General features: G+C 73.5%; 15 protein-coding genes. 12 read left to right on the top strand and 3 right to left on the bottom strand.

The window, feature by feature from the left end:
• The first annotated feature begins 292 nt into the window (after positions 1–292).
• Together DEJ02_RS09325 and DEJ02_RS09320 are read left to right on the top strand one after the other, a co-directional pair.
• Positions 293–1,528 (top strand): acyltransferase, encoded by a 1,236-nt coding sequence (locus DEJ02_RS09325; RefSeq protein WP_111032781.1) that lies wholly within the window; start codon positions 293–295, stop codon positions 1,526–1,528.
• Between the two features lie 84 nt (positions 1,529–1,612).
• Positions 1,613–2,806: an NAD(P)/FAD-dependent oxidoreductase gene (locus DEJ02_RS09320; RefSeq protein WP_258378706.1), complete on the top strand. Its 1,194-nt coding sequence runs from the start codon at positions 1,613–1,615 to the stop codon at positions 2,804–2,806.
• Positions 2,807–2,887: 81 nt separating this feature from the next.
• On the opposite strand, the gene DEJ02_RS09315 is transcribed toward DEJ02_RS09320, so the two are convergent.
• From DEJ02_RS09315 to DEJ02_RS09305, 3 genes are all read right to left on the bottom strand, one after another.
• On the bottom strand, positions 2,888–3,757 hold the full coding sequence (locus DEJ02_RS09315; protein WP_111032780.1) for a UbiA family prenyltransferase: 870 nt from the start codon (positions 3,755–3,757) through the stop codon (positions 2,888–2,890).
• 42 nt (positions 3,758–3,799) lie between these two features.
• Positions 3,800–5,386 (bottom strand): long-chain fatty acid--CoA ligase, encoded by a 1,587-nt coding sequence (locus DEJ02_RS09310; protein WP_111032811.1) that lies wholly within the window; start codon positions 5,384–5,386, stop codon positions 3,800–3,802.
• A gap of 125 nt (positions 5,387–5,511) precedes the next feature.
• The gene (locus tag DEJ02_RS09305) at positions 5,512–6,417 is read right to left on the bottom strand and encodes a DMT family transporter (protein ID WP_111032779.1); all 906 of its coding nucleotides are present in this window, start codon (positions 6,415–6,417) and stop codon (positions 5,512–5,514) included.
• Positions 6,418–6,488: 71 nt separating this feature from the next.
• On the opposite strand from DEJ02_RS09305, the gene DEJ02_RS09300 reads away from it, so the two are divergent.
• From DEJ02_RS09300 to DEJ02_RS09255, 10 genes are all read left to right on the top strand, one after another.
• Positions 6,489–7,337, top strand: coding sequence for a LysR family transcriptional regulator (locus DEJ02_RS09300; protein WP_111032778.1), 849 nt, complete (start codon positions 6,489–6,491; stop codon positions 7,335–7,337).
• An 84-nt stretch (positions 7,338–7,421) separates the two neighbouring features.
• Complete coding sequence (locus DEJ02_RS09295) at positions 7,422–8,636, top strand: sensor histidine kinase (RefSeq protein ID WP_111032777.1); 1,215 nt, start codon at positions 7,422–7,424, stop codon at positions 8,634–8,636.
• Positions 8,624–9,358, top strand: coding sequence for a response regulator transcription factor (locus DEJ02_RS09290; RefSeq protein ID WP_111032776.1), 735 nt, complete (start codon positions 8,624–8,626; stop codon positions 9,356–9,358). The genes DEJ02_RS09295 and DEJ02_RS09290 overlap by 13 nt, the downstream gene beginning before the upstream one ends.
• Positions 9,359–9,465: 107 nt before the next feature.
• Complete coding sequence (locus tag DEJ02_RS09285) at positions 9,466–10,278, top strand: fructosamine kinase family protein (RefSeq protein ID WP_111032775.1); 813 nt, start codon at positions 9,466–9,468, stop codon at positions 10,276–10,278.
• Between the two features lie 390 nt (positions 10,279–10,668).
• Positions 10,669–12,840, top strand: a complete 2,172-nt coding sequence (locus DEJ02_RS09280) for a glycosyltransferase family 39 protein (RefSeq protein ID WP_258378705.1) — start codon at positions 10,669–10,671, stop codon at positions 12,838–12,840.
• Positions 12,841–12,875: 35 nt separating this feature from the next.
• Positions 12,876–13,598, top strand: a complete 723-nt coding sequence (locus DEJ02_RS09275; RefSeq protein WP_111032774.1) for a response regulator transcription factor — start codon at positions 12,876–12,878, stop codon at positions 13,596–13,598.
• Positions 13,595–15,208 (top strand): cell wall metabolism sensor histidine kinase WalK, encoded by a 1,614-nt coding sequence (locus tag DEJ02_RS09270; RefSeq protein WP_111032773.1) that lies wholly within the window; start codon positions 13,595–13,597, stop codon positions 15,206–15,208. The genes DEJ02_RS09275 and DEJ02_RS09270 overlap by 4 nt, the downstream gene beginning before the upstream one ends.
• Positions 15,209–15,308: 100 nt before the next feature.
• Positions 15,309–15,578: a hypothetical protein gene (locus tag DEJ02_RS09265; RefSeq protein ID WP_111032772.1), complete on the top strand. Its 270-nt coding sequence runs from the start codon at positions 15,309–15,311 to the stop codon at positions 15,576–15,578.
• 45 nt (positions 15,579–15,623) lie between these two features.
• Entirely contained in the window at positions 15,624–16,166 is a 543-nt protein-coding gene (locus DEJ02_RS09260; RefSeq protein ID WP_111032771.1) for a hypothetical protein, read from the top strand.
• A gap of 259 nt (positions 16,167–16,425) precedes the next feature.
• The gene (locus DEJ02_RS09255) at positions 16,426–16,932 is read left to right on the top strand and encodes a hypothetical protein (protein ID WP_241660420.1); all 507 of its coding nucleotides are present in this window, start codon (positions 16,426–16,428) and stop codon (positions 16,930–16,932) included.
• Positions 16,933–16,939 lie beyond the last annotated feature (7 nt).

The following is a 16,939-nucleotide window of genomic DNA, read 5'->3' as shown; positions in this document are numbered from 1 at the left end:
CCTCCCGGCCGGCGCGTGGTGCGCGGGGCTGGCGCCGACGCGTGGTGCGGACCGCGGGGCAGGCCGACGCGGAACGACCATGTCGCTGTCGTACGACAGCGACATGGTCGCCGCGCGCGCTTCGCAACAGCGCGCGCGTGCACGGAACGACGTTGTCGACGTCGTGCGACGTCGACACTGTCGTTCTGCGTCGGCCCGGACGAGCCTGGTCCCCTCCGCTCGTTGAGACTCCTCTTACCCGCGAGGAGGACCCTGGTCGGCGACATGCAACCGAGCAGCGCGGGGAGGGACCATGCCGACGACCACGCTGACCCACGCGCCGACGCAGGCGCAGCCACAGCACCGCACGGCCGCCCCGGAGCACTCCGGGGCGGGGACGCAGCAGGCGCCTCCGCCCCCGTTGACGCACCGCGCACCCGCGCTCGACGGACTCCGGACCCTCGCCATCCTGGTCGTCGTCCTGTACCACCTGCACGTACCGCAGTTCGAGGGCGGCTTCATCGGCGTGACGGTGTTCTTCGTGCTGTCCGGCTTCCTCATCACGACGCTGCTGCTCGGCGAACGGCGTCGTACCGGGCGGGTGCGCCTCGGCTCGTTCTGGGTGAAGCGGCTGCTGCGCCTCTACCCGGCACTGCTCGCGTTCGTCGTCGTCGGGCTCCTGCTCTGGAACTGGGTCGGTGACTACAAGGGCGCTTCGCTGCAGTCCGGCGAAGCGGCGTTCATCGCGCTGACCTACACGGGCAACCTGTTCCGCGCCTTCTGGGACACCTCGCAGGGCGTGTTCGCGCACACGTGGAGCCTGTCGATGGAGGAGCAGTTCTACCTGGTGTGGCCGCCGGTGCTGGTCCTGCTCGCCGCGCTCCGGGTCCGCCGTCGCTGGCTCCTGGCGGGGCTCGGGGTCCTGGTCGTCGGGGCTTCGGCGGCGTCGTGGGCGAGCTACCGCAGCCCGAGCGGCGGTGCCACGCCCGACGTCTACTTCTCGCCGGTGCTGGGTGTCGTGCCGCTCGCGATCGGCTGCGGGCTGGCCCTGCTGCTCGACGACGAACGGGTGCGCGCGCGGGCCGCCGGGGTCCTCGGGCACGTGGCGACCTGGCTGGGTCTCGTGCTGCTGGTCGGGGTGCTGCTCCGGATCGACGACGACTGGACCCAGCACGCGTCGACGTTCGGCATCGTGCTGCCGCTGACCGGGTTGATCGCGGCGGTGACGATCGGCGGGCTGGTCTCGGTCCGCTCCCCCGTGTCCGCCGCCCTGGCCTGGACGCCGGTGTCGTGGTTCGGCCGCCGGGTGTCGTACTCGGCGTACCTCTGGCACCCGCTGGTGATCGCGCTGCTCGGGACCTTCGCGATCGGCCCCTGGGGCACGGTCGGCCTGGTCGGCGCGGTGGCGATCGTGTCGATCGGTGCCGCGTACGCCGTCGAGGTGCCCGTCGAGCGGTTCCGCGCTCGGGTCCATGCGGGTCGCAGGGCCGCCGCGCCCGCTGCACCGGCGACCCCGCCCGCGCACGCGCACGCGCAGCGCATCGGGTGAGCAGAAGACGTCGAGTACGGCCCGCTGACCCGACGCCTTCTGCTCACTGAACGCCGCGGCGATCGGTCACCGTAGGCTCGCCCCGTGCCCATCGAACGCGTCGACGTCCTCGTCGTCGGCGGCGGCCCCGTCGGGCTGTTCCTGGCGGCACTCCTGGCGGCTCAGGGCGTCGACGTCCGGGTGTGGGAACGCCGGGCCGAGCCACCGACCGGTTCGCGGGCCATCGGCATCCATCCGCCGTCCCTCGACGCGTTCGCCGCGATCGGCCTGGACACCGCGGTGCTCGCCGAGGCGTCACTGGTGCATGCCGGCGTGGCCCGGAGCCGCGGTCGGTCCCTCGGCACCCTGCGCTTCGACCGAGCCTCGCCGACCCACCCGTACGTGGCCACCCTCGACCAGCACCGCACCGAGTCCCTGCTCCGAGACCGGCTCCGGGCCAGCGCACCGGGCGCTCTGCGGACCGGCACCACCCTGACGGCGCTGTCCCGGCACCCCGACCACGTCGACGCCACCGGGACCGGACCGGACGGCGACACCGTGACGGTCCGTGCGGCCTTCGTCGTCGGTGCCGACGGTGCCCGGAGCGCCGTCCGCGACCTGCTCGGCATCGGCACGACCGGGCGCGAGTACCCGGACCGCTACGTGATGGGTGACTTCGCCGATCCCGAGGCGCCGTCGGCCCGGTCCGCCGCGCTGGTCGACGTCGGCCCGGACGGCGTCGTCGAGTCCTTCCCGCTGCCGGGTGCGCGTCGCCGGTACGTCGCCCTGGTGCCGGACGACGACGCGTTCGCCTCGGCCGAGGGCAGCTGGACGGGCACGCCGGATCCCGCGGTCGTCGCACGCCTGGCCGCACTCGTCGCCGAGCGCACCGGTGTCGTCCCCGACCCCGCGACCTGCTCGATGACCAGCGGCTTCCGGGTGCGCCGCCGCACCGCCGACCGCGTGGGCGTCGGCCGAGCCGTGCTCGTCGGGGACGCCGCCCACGAGATCAGTCCGATCGGCGGGCAGGGCATGAACCTGGGGTGGCTCGACGCCGCCGAGCTCGCGCCGCTGCTGGCCGGAGCGGTCCGCACCGGCACGGCCGGGCCGTGGCCGGGCTACGCCGCCCGCCGCCAGGCAGCCGCCCGACGCGCGGCTCGGCAGGCCGAGGCGAACATGGCGCTGGGACGTCCGCTCGGCCCCGTCACGGCGACCGGCCGGGAGGCACTGCTCCGGACCGCCCTGTCCCTGCCGACCGCGCATGGCCTGGCCCGGCTCTACGCGATGCGCTGGGCCTGACGGCTCGCGTCCAGCGCACCGGCGCAATCGCGCGGTCACGCAGTCGCGCAGTCGCGCAGTCGCGCAGTCTGTTCCGCGTCGTCACGCGACGAGTCGCGCGCCCGCGAAGCCGAGCTCGACGACGAGTACGAGGGACGACGCGATGACCAGCCGGAACAGGGTACGCGACGCCCGTCCCGCGAACACCAGCCGGACGCCGACGACGGCGAGCACGGCCACCACGACGGCACCGAGGACCGCGAGCACGACGCCGAGGCCCCGCACCGGGTCATCGCCGAGGACCTGTCCGCCGAGCACCAGCGCTGCCGCGACGACGAGCGAGGCGAACGCGACGATCCCCGCGCCGCGGAGCCCGAGGCGGTGCGGGAAGCCCCGCACCCCGGTGGCGGCGTCGTCGACCAGGTCGGGCAGCACGTTGGTGCAGTGGATGGCGATCCCGAAGACGGCCCCCGTGGCGATCGCCCACCATGCCGGCCACTGTCCCTCGGGCCCGGCCGCGACGGACACGACGGGCAGCAGCCCGAAGGCGACGACGAACGGCGCCACCGACCACACCGAACGCTTCAGCCCGGCGTCGTAGGCCCACCCGGCGGCGACCAGCACGAGGTGCGCGACCGCGGCGACCGGCCCGAGGAACAGCGAGAGCACCACGGCGATCCCGGCCGTGACGTAGGCGGCGGTGCGGACGGTACCGACGGCGATGAGGCCGCGGGCGACGGGCTTGTCGCTCCGCCCGACGACCCGGTCGCGATCCGCGTCGATCCAGTCGTTCGCCAGCCCGATGGACAGCTGCCCGGCGACGACCGTCAGCGCCACCAGCACCACGAGCCACACGGGGTGCCCCACGGCGGCGGCGATCACCGCGGCGAGGACGGTCACGGTGACCGTGGGTCCGGGGTGCGACGACGCGAACAGCAGACGCGCGGTCGACGGGGTGCGGCTGGCGGTCACCCGGTCAGCGTACGGATCGCCCCTGCGCGGTCGTGGGGCGGATCACGGAACCGCCGTCACCTCGACGCTGAACCGGTCGACGAGCTCGCGCTTGAGCACCTTGCCGCTCGGACCGAGCGGCAGCGCGTCGAGGACGTGCACCACCCGGGGGTACTTGTACGCGGCGATCTCGGCGGCGACGAAGTCGACCAAGACCTGCGGCTCGACGGACGCGCCGGCGTGCAGGACCACCGCCGCCTCGACCTCCTGCCCGTGCACGGCGTGCGGCACGCCGAACACCGCGGCCATCGCGACGTCGGGGTGGGTGGCGAGGACCTCCTCGACCTGCCGCGGGTACACGTTGTAGCCGTTGCGGATGATCATGTCCTTCGTGCGGTCGACGATCGTCAGGTACCCGTCGTCGTCCTTCGTGCCCAGGTCACCGGTGCGGAACCACCCGTCGACGATGGCCTCGGCGGTGTCCTCGGGCCGGTCGAGGTACCCGTTCATCAGGTTGTGGCCACGGATCACGAGCTCGCCGATCTCGCCGTGCGGCAGCATGACGATCGAGTCGCGGACCTCGGGGTCGGCGATCTCGACGTCGATGCCCCACACCGCCGTGCCGATGGTGCCGGGCCGCGGCGGTTGCCCGACGTGGTTGAAGGTGGCGACCGGCGAGGTCTCGGTCAGCCCGTACCCCTCGTGGATCGGCGCGTCGAAGACCTGCTGGAACCGCTCGAGCACCGCCAGCGGGAGCGAGGCCCCGCCGGAGATCGCGTACCGGAGCGTCGGACGGGCCTCGGACCGGGTCGCGGCGTCGAGCAGCGCCATGTACATCGTCGGGACGCCCATGAAGATGCCGCAGCCGTGCTCGACCATCGCGGCGAGCGCCGTGTCACCGTCGAACTTCGGCAGCATGACGAGCGTCGCGCCGGTCCGGAACCCGGTGTTCATCGTGCAGGTCTGCCCGAACGTGTGGAACAGCGGCAGGGCGCCGAGCAGGACGTCCCCGCGGTGCATGTCGAACGTCGTCATCAGGTTGGTGTTGACCTGTTCGAGCAGCGCGAAGTGCGAGCCCTCGGCCCCCTTCGGCTGGCCGGTGGTGCCGCTCGTGTACAGGATCGTGGCGGTGTCGAACGGGTGCCGCGGCACGTAGGTGTCGAGCGGTTCGCTCTGCGCGGCCAGGGCCTCGAGCCGGTCGGGGCCGGCCGCGGACCCGTCGTCGGTCGTCGCCGGTGCGAGCACGGTCACGACGTCGACCCCGGCGAGCTCGGCTCCGGCGGCGCCCTCGCCGAGCAGCGGGGCAGCACAGACGAGCAGCGTCGCGCCGCTGTCGCGCAGGACGTACTCGATCTCGCGGCGCTTCAGCAGCGCGTGCACGGGCACGGCCACCGCGCCGAGGGCCAGCGTGGCGTAGTAGACGCGGGGGAAGTCCGCGACGTTCGGCACGAGCATCGCCACCTTCGACCCCTCGGTCACACCCCGCGCGCGGAGCGCCCCGGCGTAGGCCAGGGTCTGTGCCCACAGCTCGGCGTAGGTGGTGCGGACGTCGCCCACGATGACGGCGACGTCGTCCGGGTAGCGTGCCGCCGACTCGGCGAGGATCGCTGCGACCGACGCGGTCGCGCGGGTGGTGTGGGTGTCGTGCATGCCGGTCTCCGTCTTCGTCGACGACCTCGTCGTCGTCACCGCCGATCCTACGGCTCGACCCGGCGGACCGGTCAGGCAGGCGCGACCCGGCGGACCGGTCAGGCAGGCTCGACCCGGCGCCCCGGTCAGACCGCGGAAGCCGCAGGTTCCCGCCGACGCAGGAGCACCCCGGACGCCAGGGCGATCCCGAGCAGGACGACGAGTCCGCCGACGGGCTCGTTCCACCGCACCCGCTCCCCCAGCACGAGCACCCCGAGCGCCACCCCGACCACCGGCGTCAGGTACGTGACGGTGGAGGCGCGACCAGCGCCCCACGCCTGCACGAGCCGGGTGTTCCAGGCGTAGGCCAGCCCCGTGCCGACGCAACCGAGCGCGATCATCGCGGCCACGATCCTCCCGTCCAGCTGCACCGGACCGGTGGCGATGACGGGCGCGACCAGCAGGAGCATCCCGGAGGCCAGCGTCAGCTGGACCGTCGCCAGCGTGACCGGGTCGTACGCGCTCGCCACGGCCACCCGGCGCAGGTAGGCGAGCCCGATGCCGTAGGACGCCGTCATGCCGAGCAGCGCGACCTGCCCCGGCACGCTCGCCAGGACCTCCGGGTCGGTCAGGACGTCCCACGGGCCGACCAGCACGAGCACCCCGACGATGCCGAGCATGATCCCGAGCACCTGCCGTCCGCGCAGCCGTTCGGACGGCACGAGCACCGCGAGCGCGGCCAGCGTCATGATCGGCGTCGTCGCGTTGTAGATGCTCGCGAGCCCGGACGGCACCGTCTGCTCGGCCCACGCCATCAGTGACGACGGCACCGCGTTGAGGAAGACCGCGACGACCGCCAGGTGCGCCCAGGTGCGTGGCTCCCGGGGCCACCGGCGACGGGTCGCCAGGAGCACCACGACGAGCGTCACCCCACCGAGCACGGTCCGCACGGTGGCGACCTGCTGCGGGGCGAGTCCGTCGAGTCCGATCTTCGCGAAGAGGAAGCTCGAGCCCCAGGTCAGTGCGACGAGGGCGTAGAGGAGGGCGTTCACGTGGCCTAGTGTCGGACCAGCGATTGACATGCGACAAACGCATGGGGCTCATGCCGACATGAGGAGGACACATGACCGTCTCGGTCCAGCAACTGCGCGCGTTCGTCGCCACGCTCGACGCCGGGTCCTTCACCGCGGCGGCCGCCGCGCTGGGCGTCGGGCAGTCCGCGGTGTCCCACGCCGTCGCCGGGCTCGAACGCGAGGTCGGTGGCCCCGTGGTGCGCCGCGGCACGGTCGCTGCCGCCACACCCCTGGGCGACCGCCTGCTGGCCCACGCCCGCAGCGTGCTCGCCTCGGTCGAAGCCCTGGAGGCGGTGGTCCGGCCCGCCACGGCGCGCGGCACCGTGCGCCTCGCCGCCGTCCCCACTGTCTGCCAGGGCCTGCTGCCGCGGCTCCGCGAGCTGTGGGCGGTGACCCTGCCCGACGTCGACGTGCAGGTCTACGAGGGGGACGACGACGAGATGCCGGAGTGGCTCGAGGCCGGCACCGTCGACGCCGCCGTGCTCGTCGACCCCTCGCCGGTGCCCGACGGTGGCGTGGTCGTGGCGCGGGACGAGATGGCCGCCGTGATCCGCCGCGACCACCCCCTCTCCGAACTGCCCGCGCTCACCCTCGACGACCTGCACGAGGACGGCCTGGTGGCGGGCGGCGGCGGCTGCGAGTACCAGATCCAGAAGCTGCACGAGCTCGACGGCCGGCCGTTCCGGTACGCCCACCGAGTGCGGGAGATGAGCACGATGTTCGGGATGATCCAGCGGGGCGAGGGCGTGTCGATCGTGCCGACCCTGGGCCGCGGGATGCTGCCGCCCGACCTCGTGATGATCCCGATGGCCCGGCGGCTCGAACGGACCCTGGTGCTGAGCGGGCCGTCGTCCCGTGCGTGGCACCCCTTGGCGCGGGCCCTGGTCGACGCGGTCTGAGACGGACGCCCCCTGGTCAGGCTGCTCCGGCAGCTCCGACCTTCGGCGGATCCGCTCGTCCCGACGGCTCCCTAGGCTCGGGGCATGACCTCGACCACGCTCCCCGCCGTGCCGCTCGGGCAGCGTGTGTGGTCCCAGACCTGGCGTGTCGCCGTCGCGGCCCTGACCGGGCTGCTCACCGCGGGGCTCGTGTGGCCGACGATGGACACCCGTGGGTGGAGCGACCTGCACGTCGGCGCGCTGATCCTCGGCGACCTGGGTGCCGGTCTGGCCGCCCTCGTCCTCCTGCCGTTCCGGCACCGGGCACCGCTGCTGATCACGGTCGTCATCGCTGCCCTCAGTTCGGTGTCGACGTTGGCGGTCGGAGCGGCCGCGATCGCCACGGTGTCGCTCGCCACCCGGCGCCGGGCCGTCGAGCTCGCCGTCGCCGGCGCGGTGCTGCTCGGTGCCACGGTGCTCTACGACGTCGTCCTGGCGCCCCCGGCCGACGACATGCCGCTCTGGCAGATCTTGGTCGCGGGCGTCGTCGGCATCGCCCTGCTCGTGGTCATCGGCATCGCGATCGGGCAGCGCCGGGCGCTCCTGCTGTCGCTGCGTGAGCGGGCCGCCCTGCTCGAACGCGACCAGCAGCTGCGCGAGGACCGTGCCCGCGAGCAGGAGCGCGCCCACATCGCCCGCGAGATGCACGACGTCCTGGGCCACCGGCTGTCCCTGGTCGCGCTGCACGCCGGTGCCCTCGAGTACCGCGGCCCGGGGCTCACCCCCGACGAGACCGCCGCGGCGGCCGGGGTCGTGCGGGCCGAGGCGCACTCCGCGCTGACCGACCTGCGCGACGTCCTCGGGGTGTTGCGCGACCCCGCGGCGACCGGCGGCGACGAGGTGACCGGCACCGCGCCTCCGCAGCCGACGCTCGTCGACCTGCCCGACCTGCTCGACCAGGCGCGTTCCGGCGGTGCGACCGTCCGGGCGCGCGTCGACACCGACGGCTCAGCAGTGCCGACGGCAGTCGGCCGGCACGCCTACCGGATCGTGCAGGAATCGCTGACGAACGCCCGTCGGCACGCCCCCGGAGCGCCCGTCGACGTCGTCGTCGAGACCGTCCCCGGCCCGGCGATCCGGGTGGCGGTGTCGAACACGCTGACCGACGGACCTGCGCCCGCGGACGCCTCCGGGCACACGGCCGGGCACGGCCTGCGCGGGCTCGCCGAACGCGCCCGGCTCGTCGGCGGGAGCTTCCGCGCCGGCAGCGACGACGGACGTGTGCACGTGGTCGAGGCGGTGCTGCCGTGGACCCCGTGACCGCTCCCGTCCGCGTCGTCCTGGTCGACGACGACCAGCTCGTGCGCGTCGGGCTCCGCATGCTGCTCAGCGGCGACGACGGCCTGGTGGTCGTGGGCGAGGCGGGCGACGGGCTCGAGGCCGAGGGCGTCATCGCGTCGACCTCTCCCGACGTCGTGCTCATGGACATCCGGATGCCCCGGTGCGACGGACTCGTCGCCACCGAACGCGAACTGCGCCGCCGACCCGACCTGGCCGTCCTCGTGCTGACGACCTTCGAGGGGGACGACCTCGTGCTCGGAGCGCTGCAGGCCGGCGCCCGTGGGTTCCTGCTCAAGGACACCCCGCCGCACGAACTCGTGCAGGCCGTGCGGACCGTGGCGGCCGGGCGCTCGATCCTGTCCCCGTCCGTGCTCGACCGGGTCATCGCGTTCGCGGCCGGATCCCGCTCGGGCCAGGCGGCCGGTGGTCCGGGCGGCGCACCGGCCGGGCCACCGGTCGATGCCGCTGCGGACGACACCGAGGCACGCCGGCTGCTCGCCCTGCTGACCGAGCGGGAGCGGGAGGTCGCACTCGCCGTGGCGAACGGGGCGTCCAACGCGCAGATCGCCGCCGACCTGTACGTGGGCCTGGCCACCGTGAAGACGCACGTCGGGCACGTGTACGAGAAGTTCGGCGTCGAGAACCGGGTGCAGCTGGCGCTCGTGGTGCACGCGGCCCGGCGGGGAGAGCCGAGCGCGTGACCGGACGCCGGTGACCGGTGCGCCGGGTCGCCGGGTGACCGGTCCGCCGGGTGACCGGGTGACCGTCGGCTGAACGGGCGGCGGTGCCCCCTCGGCAGGATGGACCGATGGCCGACACGCACGTGAAGACGTTCACCACCGCGGACGAAGCGGCAGCCGAAGCCGCCGGACTCGCCTGGCTCGCCGAGGCCGAGGACACCGGAGGCACCCGCATCGCCCGCGTGCTCGGGCGCCCGACCCCGACCGTGCTCGACCTCGAGCTGATCTCCGACGGCTCCCGCACCGCCGCCCAGGCGGAGCGGTTCGGCCGCTCCCTCGCGCACACGCACGCCGCCGGCGCCGACCACTGGGGTGCGCCGCCCGCCGGCTGGACCCGCGGTGCGGCGCTGCGGATGGGCCGCTCGCGCACGCCGTTCGTCGCGGCCGAGCAGGCACCGACGACCTGGGGCGAGTTCTTCGCCGAGTACCGCATCCGCGACTTCGTCCGCCGGATCGTCGACGCCGGCGGGGTCGACCACGCCGAGGCCGCCGTGTTCGAGCGGGTCGCCGCACGCGTGCAGGACGGCACGCTCGGGTCGCCGCAGCCCGCGCTCGTCGGGGACCGACCCGCACGCCTGCACGGCGACCTGTGGGCCGGCAACGTCCTCTGGCCGACGGACTCGTCCGAACCGACCGGCGCCGTGCTCATCGACCCGATCGCGCACGGCGGGCACGCGGAGACCGACCTGGCACTGCTCGGGCTGTTCGGGCTGCCCCGGCTCGAGACGGTGCTCGCCGCCTACGACCGGGAGTCGCGGCTGGCCGACGGCTGGCAGGAGCGCGTCGAGCTCCACCAGCTCGCGCCGCTGCTGCTGCACGTGTTCCTGTTCGGCGGCTCGTACACCGGGGCCGCACTCCGGGCAGCGCAGCGGTACGCCTGACCCCTCGCACCGTGCGGCCTTGCTCACCCCGTGCGAGGTTGCGCGCCCCGGTGCCGGCGCCGCACCGTGCGGCCTTGCTCACCCCGTGCGAGGTTGCCCGCCCCGGTGCCGGCGCCGCACCGTGCGGCCTTGCTCACCCCGTGCGAGGTTGCCCGCCCCGGTGCCGGCGCCGCACCGTGCGGCCTTGCTCACCCCGTGCGAGGTTGCGCGCCCCGTGCAGCACTACAACCACGCACCGAGCAGGCGACCCCGCACGGACCGAACGACAGCGCACCGTGCGCACCGCCGCGCCGCCCACCCGCCCGCCGCTCAACCGCGCACCGTGCGTCCTTAGCCCGCACATAGCCGGCGCAGTGCGGCAGTCGGGGAACGCCCCGGATGCTCATCGACATGACCACGTACCCGATACCCGTGACCGACCGACGCGACCCCGCGCGCAGTGCCGCGCGGGATCGGCGCCGCCCGCCCCTCGCCCGGCTGTTCCTCGGCGAGCGCGAAGACGCCCGCTGGCTCCGGCCGGCGTTCTGGGCGCTCCTGGCCGTGACCGCCGTGGTGTACCTGTGGGACCTCAGCGTCTCCGGGTACGCCAACAGCTTCTACGCCGCCGCCGTGCAGGCCGGCACGAAGTCGTGGGAGGCGTTCTTCTTCGGCTCCCTCGACTCGTCGAACTTCATCACGGTCGACAAACCACCCGCCTCGCTGTGGGTGATGGTGCTGTCGGCCCGGCTGTTCGGCTTCTCGAGCACCAGCCTGCTGCTCCCCCAGGCGCTGATGGCCGTCGGTTCCGTCGCCCTGGTCTGGGGCACGGTCCGCCGCACCCTGGCCCGACTCGGCGCCACCACCGCGAACGTCGGCGCCCTGCTCGCGGGCTTCGTCGTCGCAGCGACCCCGGCGGCGGCGCTGATGTTCCGGTTCGACAACCCGGACGCCCTGCTCGTCCTGCTGATGACCGCCGGGGCGTACTGCACGGTGCGGGCGCTGCCGAAGGGCAGCTGGAAGTGGATCGCGCTCGCCGGGGTCGCCCTCGGCTTCGCGTTCCTGACGAAGATGCTGCAGGGGCTGCTCGTCCTGCCCGCCTTCGGCCTCGTCTACCTGTTCGCCGCTCGCACCGGTTGGGGCCGGCGTGTGGTCGGCCTGCTCATCGCCGCCGGCTCCCTCGTGGTGGCCGCCGGCTGGTGGGTCGTCGCCGTGTGGCTCTGGCCCGCCGAGTCCCGCCCGTACATCGGCGGTTCGACGAACAACACCGTCCTCGACCTGGTGTTCGGCTACAACGGCCTCGGACGGATCTTCGGCGGCTCGGGCAACGGCGGCGGAGGCGGCGGTATGACCGGCGGCACCGCCGGCGGCTCGTTCGGCGGCTCGACGGGCCTGAACCGCCTGTTCTCGTCCGAGATGGGGCTCGAGATCTCGTGGCTCCTGCCCGCGGCGCTCATCGCCCTGGTCGTCGGGCTGGTCGTCGTCGGCCGTCGGCACCTGGCCGATCCCGCACGCGCCGGGCTGGTCCTGTGGGGCGGCTGGCTCCTGGTCACCGGACTCGTGTTCTCGTACATGTCCGGCACGATCCACCCGTACTACACGGTCGCCCTCGCACCGGCGATCGCCGGACTCGTCGGCACCGGCGGCGCCCTGCTCTGGCACGCACGAGCCCGCTTCGTCGGCCGCCTCGGCCTCGCTGCGATGATCGGCGTGACCGCGTTCTGGGGCTGGTGCCTGCTCAACGAGAACCCGACCTGGCTGCCCTGGCTGCGCTGGGTGATGCTCGCCGGCGGGCTGCTGTCCGCGGCACTGATCGTCATCGGCAGCGTGCCGTCGCTGCGCCGGCTCGTCACGATCGGCGTCCTCGCCGGCACCCTGTTCGGCCTGTCCGGCACCACCGCCTACGCCCTCGCCACGACGACCGTCGCGCACTCCGGTTCGATCCCGAGCGTCGGTCCGGCGGGCAGCAGCTCCGGTGGGATGGGCGGCGGCACCGGTGGCTTCCCGGGAGGCACGGGCGGACCGGGTGGATCGACCTCCGGCTCCGACGACGGCGGCTCCGACAGCACGTCGGACTCCCAGCAGGGTCCCGGCGGGACCCCGCCGGAGGGCGCCTCCGGCGAGGCGCCGGAGATGCCGGACGGCACGTCCGGCACGGCACCGGGCAGTGGGCAGGACGGCACGGACGACGCGACCTCCGAGGGTGGGTCGGGGACGAGCCTCCAGGCCGGGGGTGGTGGCGAAGGTGCGTCGACCTCGTCCGCCCTGCAGGAGCTGCTCGAGGCATCCGACGCGAAGTGGGCGGCCGCGGTCAACGGATCGCAGTCGGCCGCGCAGCTCGAACTCGACACCGACACCGCCGTGATGGCGATCGGCGGCTGGTCGAGCGACCCGGCACCGACGCTCGCGCAGTTCAAGGCCTACGTCGCCGACGGCGACATCGGGTACTACGTGTCGTCCGGCTCCGGCGGCGGCATGGGCGGCGGCTCGTCGACCGCGTCGGCGATCCAGGAGTGGGTCGCAGCGAACTACGAGTCGACGACCGTCGGCGGCCAGACCGTCTACGACCTGAGTAGTACGAAGTGACCGGCGACGAGGGCGCGGTGGATAGGCTCCGGGACATGCCCGGCCCCCCGCTGCAGCGCACCGACGGCTCCCCCGTCCGCGCCCTCGTCGTCGACGACGAGCACGCCCTGGCCGAGGCCGTCGCCCTGGCGTTCGAGGGCGACGGCTGGGCCGTGCGGTCCGTGCACCGCGGGCGCGACGTGCTGTTCGCGGCCCGGGAGTTCCAGCCCGACGTCATCGTGCTCGACGTGATGCTGCCGGACATCGACGGGTTCGAGGTGCTCGAACGACTCCGCGACGCACGCGACGGCGTCCGGGTGCTGTTCCTCACCGCACGCGACGCCCCCGAGGACCGGCTCGCCGGGCTGACCGGCGGCGGCGATGACTACCTGACCAAGCCCTTCGGCATCGAGGAGCTGCTCGTCCGTGCACGGATCCTGGCGCGCACCTCGGCCCGGGTCGCCGCGGCCGGGGCGAGCGCCGAGGTCGTGGTCGGGGACCTCCGGCTCGACGAGGACACCCGCTCGGTCAGCCGTGCCGGGGACCGGATCGAGCTCACGCCGACCGAGTACGAGCTGCTGCGGCACCTGGCCCGGAACGCCAACCGGGTGCTGTCCCGCGAGCAGCTGCTGGCGAGCGTCTGGGGCATGGACTTCGGCACGTCGTCGAACCTGGTGGACATGTACGTGTCGTACCTGCGGAAGAAGCTCGACGCCGGACGGGAGCCGATGCTGCAGACCGTCCGTGGGGCGGGGTACGTGCTCCGGCCGGCGACGTGAGCCGCCCCGGGCGCACCGGGCGTGTGCCGTCGTTGCGCTGGCGGATCGTGGCGGCCGTGGCCCTGCTGCTCGTGGCGACGAACGTCGTCGTGGGGGCGGTGACCGTCGTCGCGTTCCGGGGGTACCTGGTCGACCGGCTCGACGCGGAGCTGTCGACGGCGGCGATGCGGACCGTCGGCGGACGGGACGGGGCCGAACCGCCGCCGGGGGCGTCCGGGCCGCCGCCGGGGTCGTCGTCGTCCTCGTCGTCGTCGTCCTCGTCGTCCTCGTCGTCGTCGTCGTCCTCGTCCTCGTCGGACGATCTGCCGGATCCCGACAACGCCTTCATCGGTGCGCCGGGGCAGTCGGCGGGCACGGTCATCGCCATCGTCCGCGACGGCGACGTGGTGCTCGGTGGCTACACCGACGGGGACGGTGACCAGCGCCGTCTGACCGCGACGCAGCAGCGGACACTCGCCGCGGTGCAGACCGGCGGCGACCCCGTGACGGTCGGACTCGGCGCGCTCGGCGACTACCGGGTGCAGGCGGTCGGCGACGACGGCGACGTGTTCGTCACCGCGCTCCCCCTCGGTGACCTCGACGCCGCGATCGCCCGACTGCTGCTCGTCATCGGGACCGTCACGGTGCTCGGGCTCGCCGTCGCCGCGTGGGCCCTCACCGTGCTCGTCCGTCGATCACTCCGTCCGCTCGAACGCGTCGCCGCGGTGGCGTCCGGCGTGACCGCGCTCGACCTGGAGCGCGGAGACCCGGACATCCCCGTCCGAGTCTCCGACGCCGACCTGCGCGCGAACCGCGAGGTCGCGCAGGTCGGCGGTGCGCTGAACCGGCTGCTCGGTCACGTCGCGCGGGCACTCACCGTCCGTCGCGACGCTGAGGCCGGCATGCGGACGTTCGTCGCCGACGCCTCGCACGAGCTGCGGACGCCGATCGCCACCGTCCGGGCGTACGCCGAGCTGTCGGAGCGGACCGCCGACCTCGACACCGTGCACCGCAACGTCGAACGGATGGGACGCGAGGCCGTCCGGATGGGCGACCTCGTCGACGAGCTGCTGCTGCTCGCCCGGCTCGACGCCTCGGCCCTGGCGTCGGGAGCGCCAGCGTCGCAGGTCGTCCGCGAGCCGGTCGACCTGACGTCACTCGTGGTCGAGGCCACCGTGGACGCCCGTGCGACGGCGCCGGACCACCGGTGGACGCTGCAGATCGTGGACGACCAGCCGGTGCTCGTGGCCGGTGACGAGGTGCAGCTCCGACGGTTGGTCACGAACCTGTTGACCAACGCCCGGACGCACACGCCGCCCGGGACTGCCGTCGTGGTGTCGTTGCAGTCGGTGACCGGGCCGGCGTCTGCGTCTGCGTCTGCGTCTGACGGTGCCGTCGTCCGCTTCGTCGTGGCGAACGACGGGCCGCCGATCCCCGCCGAGTCCCTGCCGACCCTGTTCGACCGGTTCACCCGGGGCGAGGCCTCGCGCTCACGGGAGCACGGCACGAGCGGCCTCGGGCTCGCGATCGTGCGCGCTGTCGTCGTGGCGCACGGCGGCAGCGTGCGGGTCGCGTCCGAACCGGGCCGGACCGCGTTCACCGTCGCCCTGCCGGCCTCGGGCGCTTCGTGAGCAGAAGACGTCGGGTGCCGCGACCGCACTCGACATCTCCTGCTCACCGAGTGCCGTCCGGGTCGCATACTGGTCGGAGAACGCCGGACGAGGAGGCCCCGTGACGAACGCGTACGACAAGCTCCCGGGCCGCCCCGACCCCGCCGACCTGGTGGTCGAGGTCCCGGCCTTCGAGGACGACCGCCCCCAGCCCGAACCCGCACCGCCCGCCGCGGCGCCGGAGCTCGTGGCCGCGACCGAGTTCGCGCGCTCCTCGCACGCACCGCCCACGATCCGCCGGACGCAGATGCGGGCGGGCGCCTGGATCGCGGGCGTCCCGATCGCGGCGCTCGTGGTCGTCGCGATCGTGCAGATCCTGCTGCCCCACTGACCGAGAGCGTCACTGATATGTAGAGTGGTACACCGTGGGGACGCGGTGACGACAGCGACGAACGGGTACCGAGAGGTCTTCGTCGATGAGTCGAAGGTCAAGGACTACCTCCTCGTCGCCGTCTGCCTCGAACGCTCATCGACACAGGCCGCACGGTCGGCACTCACCGGCCTCGTCCTGCGTGGGCAGTCGCGCCTGCACATGCGGAAGGAGAGCGACGCCCGTCGCCGGCTGATCCTCAGCACGATTGCGTCCTTACCGGTGGAGGTCACGGTCTTCCGTGCCGTCAAGGACGGGCGATCCGACACGGCACGCCGCGCTGCGTGCCTCAGACGACTCGTCGCCGCCACCGCGGTGTCCCCGCGCGTCAGCGTGTGCTTCGAGCGGGACGAGACACTCGTCCGCAAGGACCGACAGTGGATCGTCGAGGCGACGCGGGACTCGGGTGGCGCTCGCCTGGTCCACCGCCACGAGACGGCTGCACACGAGCCGCTCCTGGCCCTGCCGGACGCAGTGGGGTGGGCGTGGGCGAAGGGCGGCGACTGGCGACGTCGTTGCCCGACGGAGCTCACCGTGATCGACGCCTGAAACGCGCAGAACCCGAGCGCCCAACCGTCCGGATGGGTCTCGGGTCCACTTCTCGAAGCTCAACGCAACGAGCACGATCACGCTACCACCGTGCCATGTCACACGCCAGGACCGGCAGACGATGGCACGGCGATCGGGCGTCGTCCGGATCGTCAGACGATCGACCAACGTCGAGCCCCGTCGCGTGCATCCGCGTCGGAGCGCACGCAGGCTGGGTCTTGTCCGAGCAAGACGACCCGAACGGGTCACCACTGCAGAGATGGGAAACACGATCATGAACTCGTTCAAGCGCAAGTCCGTGAAGCTCCTCGCCGGCACCGCCCTCGGTGGCGCCGTCATCGCCGGGGTGTTCGTCGCAGCCCCCGCACAGGCCGCCGAGCCCGCGCCGCCCAGCACCTCGTCGTCCGTTGGCGGCAGCGTCAACGTCAACCTCGACCCGGTCGCGATCGTCAACGCGATCAAGGACGCGGTCAACGACCAGAGCGACCGCGGCGGTGCCGTGCAGGCGGCGCTCGACGTCGGCTACTGGAACGCCGGCAACCCCGACCGCCTCACCGTCGCGGTGGTCAACAAGAACCAGGACATCACCGTCGAGGGCGACGTCGCGGACGCCCAGTCGATCGACATCAAGGGTGGCAACTACGTCATCTACTGGTTCAAGGGCCCCGGCAAGGTCACCAACAACGGTGACGGCGGCTGGCTGAACTGGGGTGTGTTCGGCAACATCGAGCGCATCGACAACGTGATCCACGTCAACGGCGGCTGACTCCTCC

The sequence above is a fragment of the Curtobacterium sp. MCLR17_042 genome (assembly GCF_003234695.1).
GTDB classification, from domain to species: Bacteria; Actinomycetota; Actinomycetes; order Actinomycetales; family Microbacteriaceae; genus Curtobacterium; species Curtobacterium flaccumfaciens.
The sequence above is the reverse complement of the archived record's forward strand: the minus strand, read 5'-3'. Positions and strand labels throughout refer to the sequence as shown.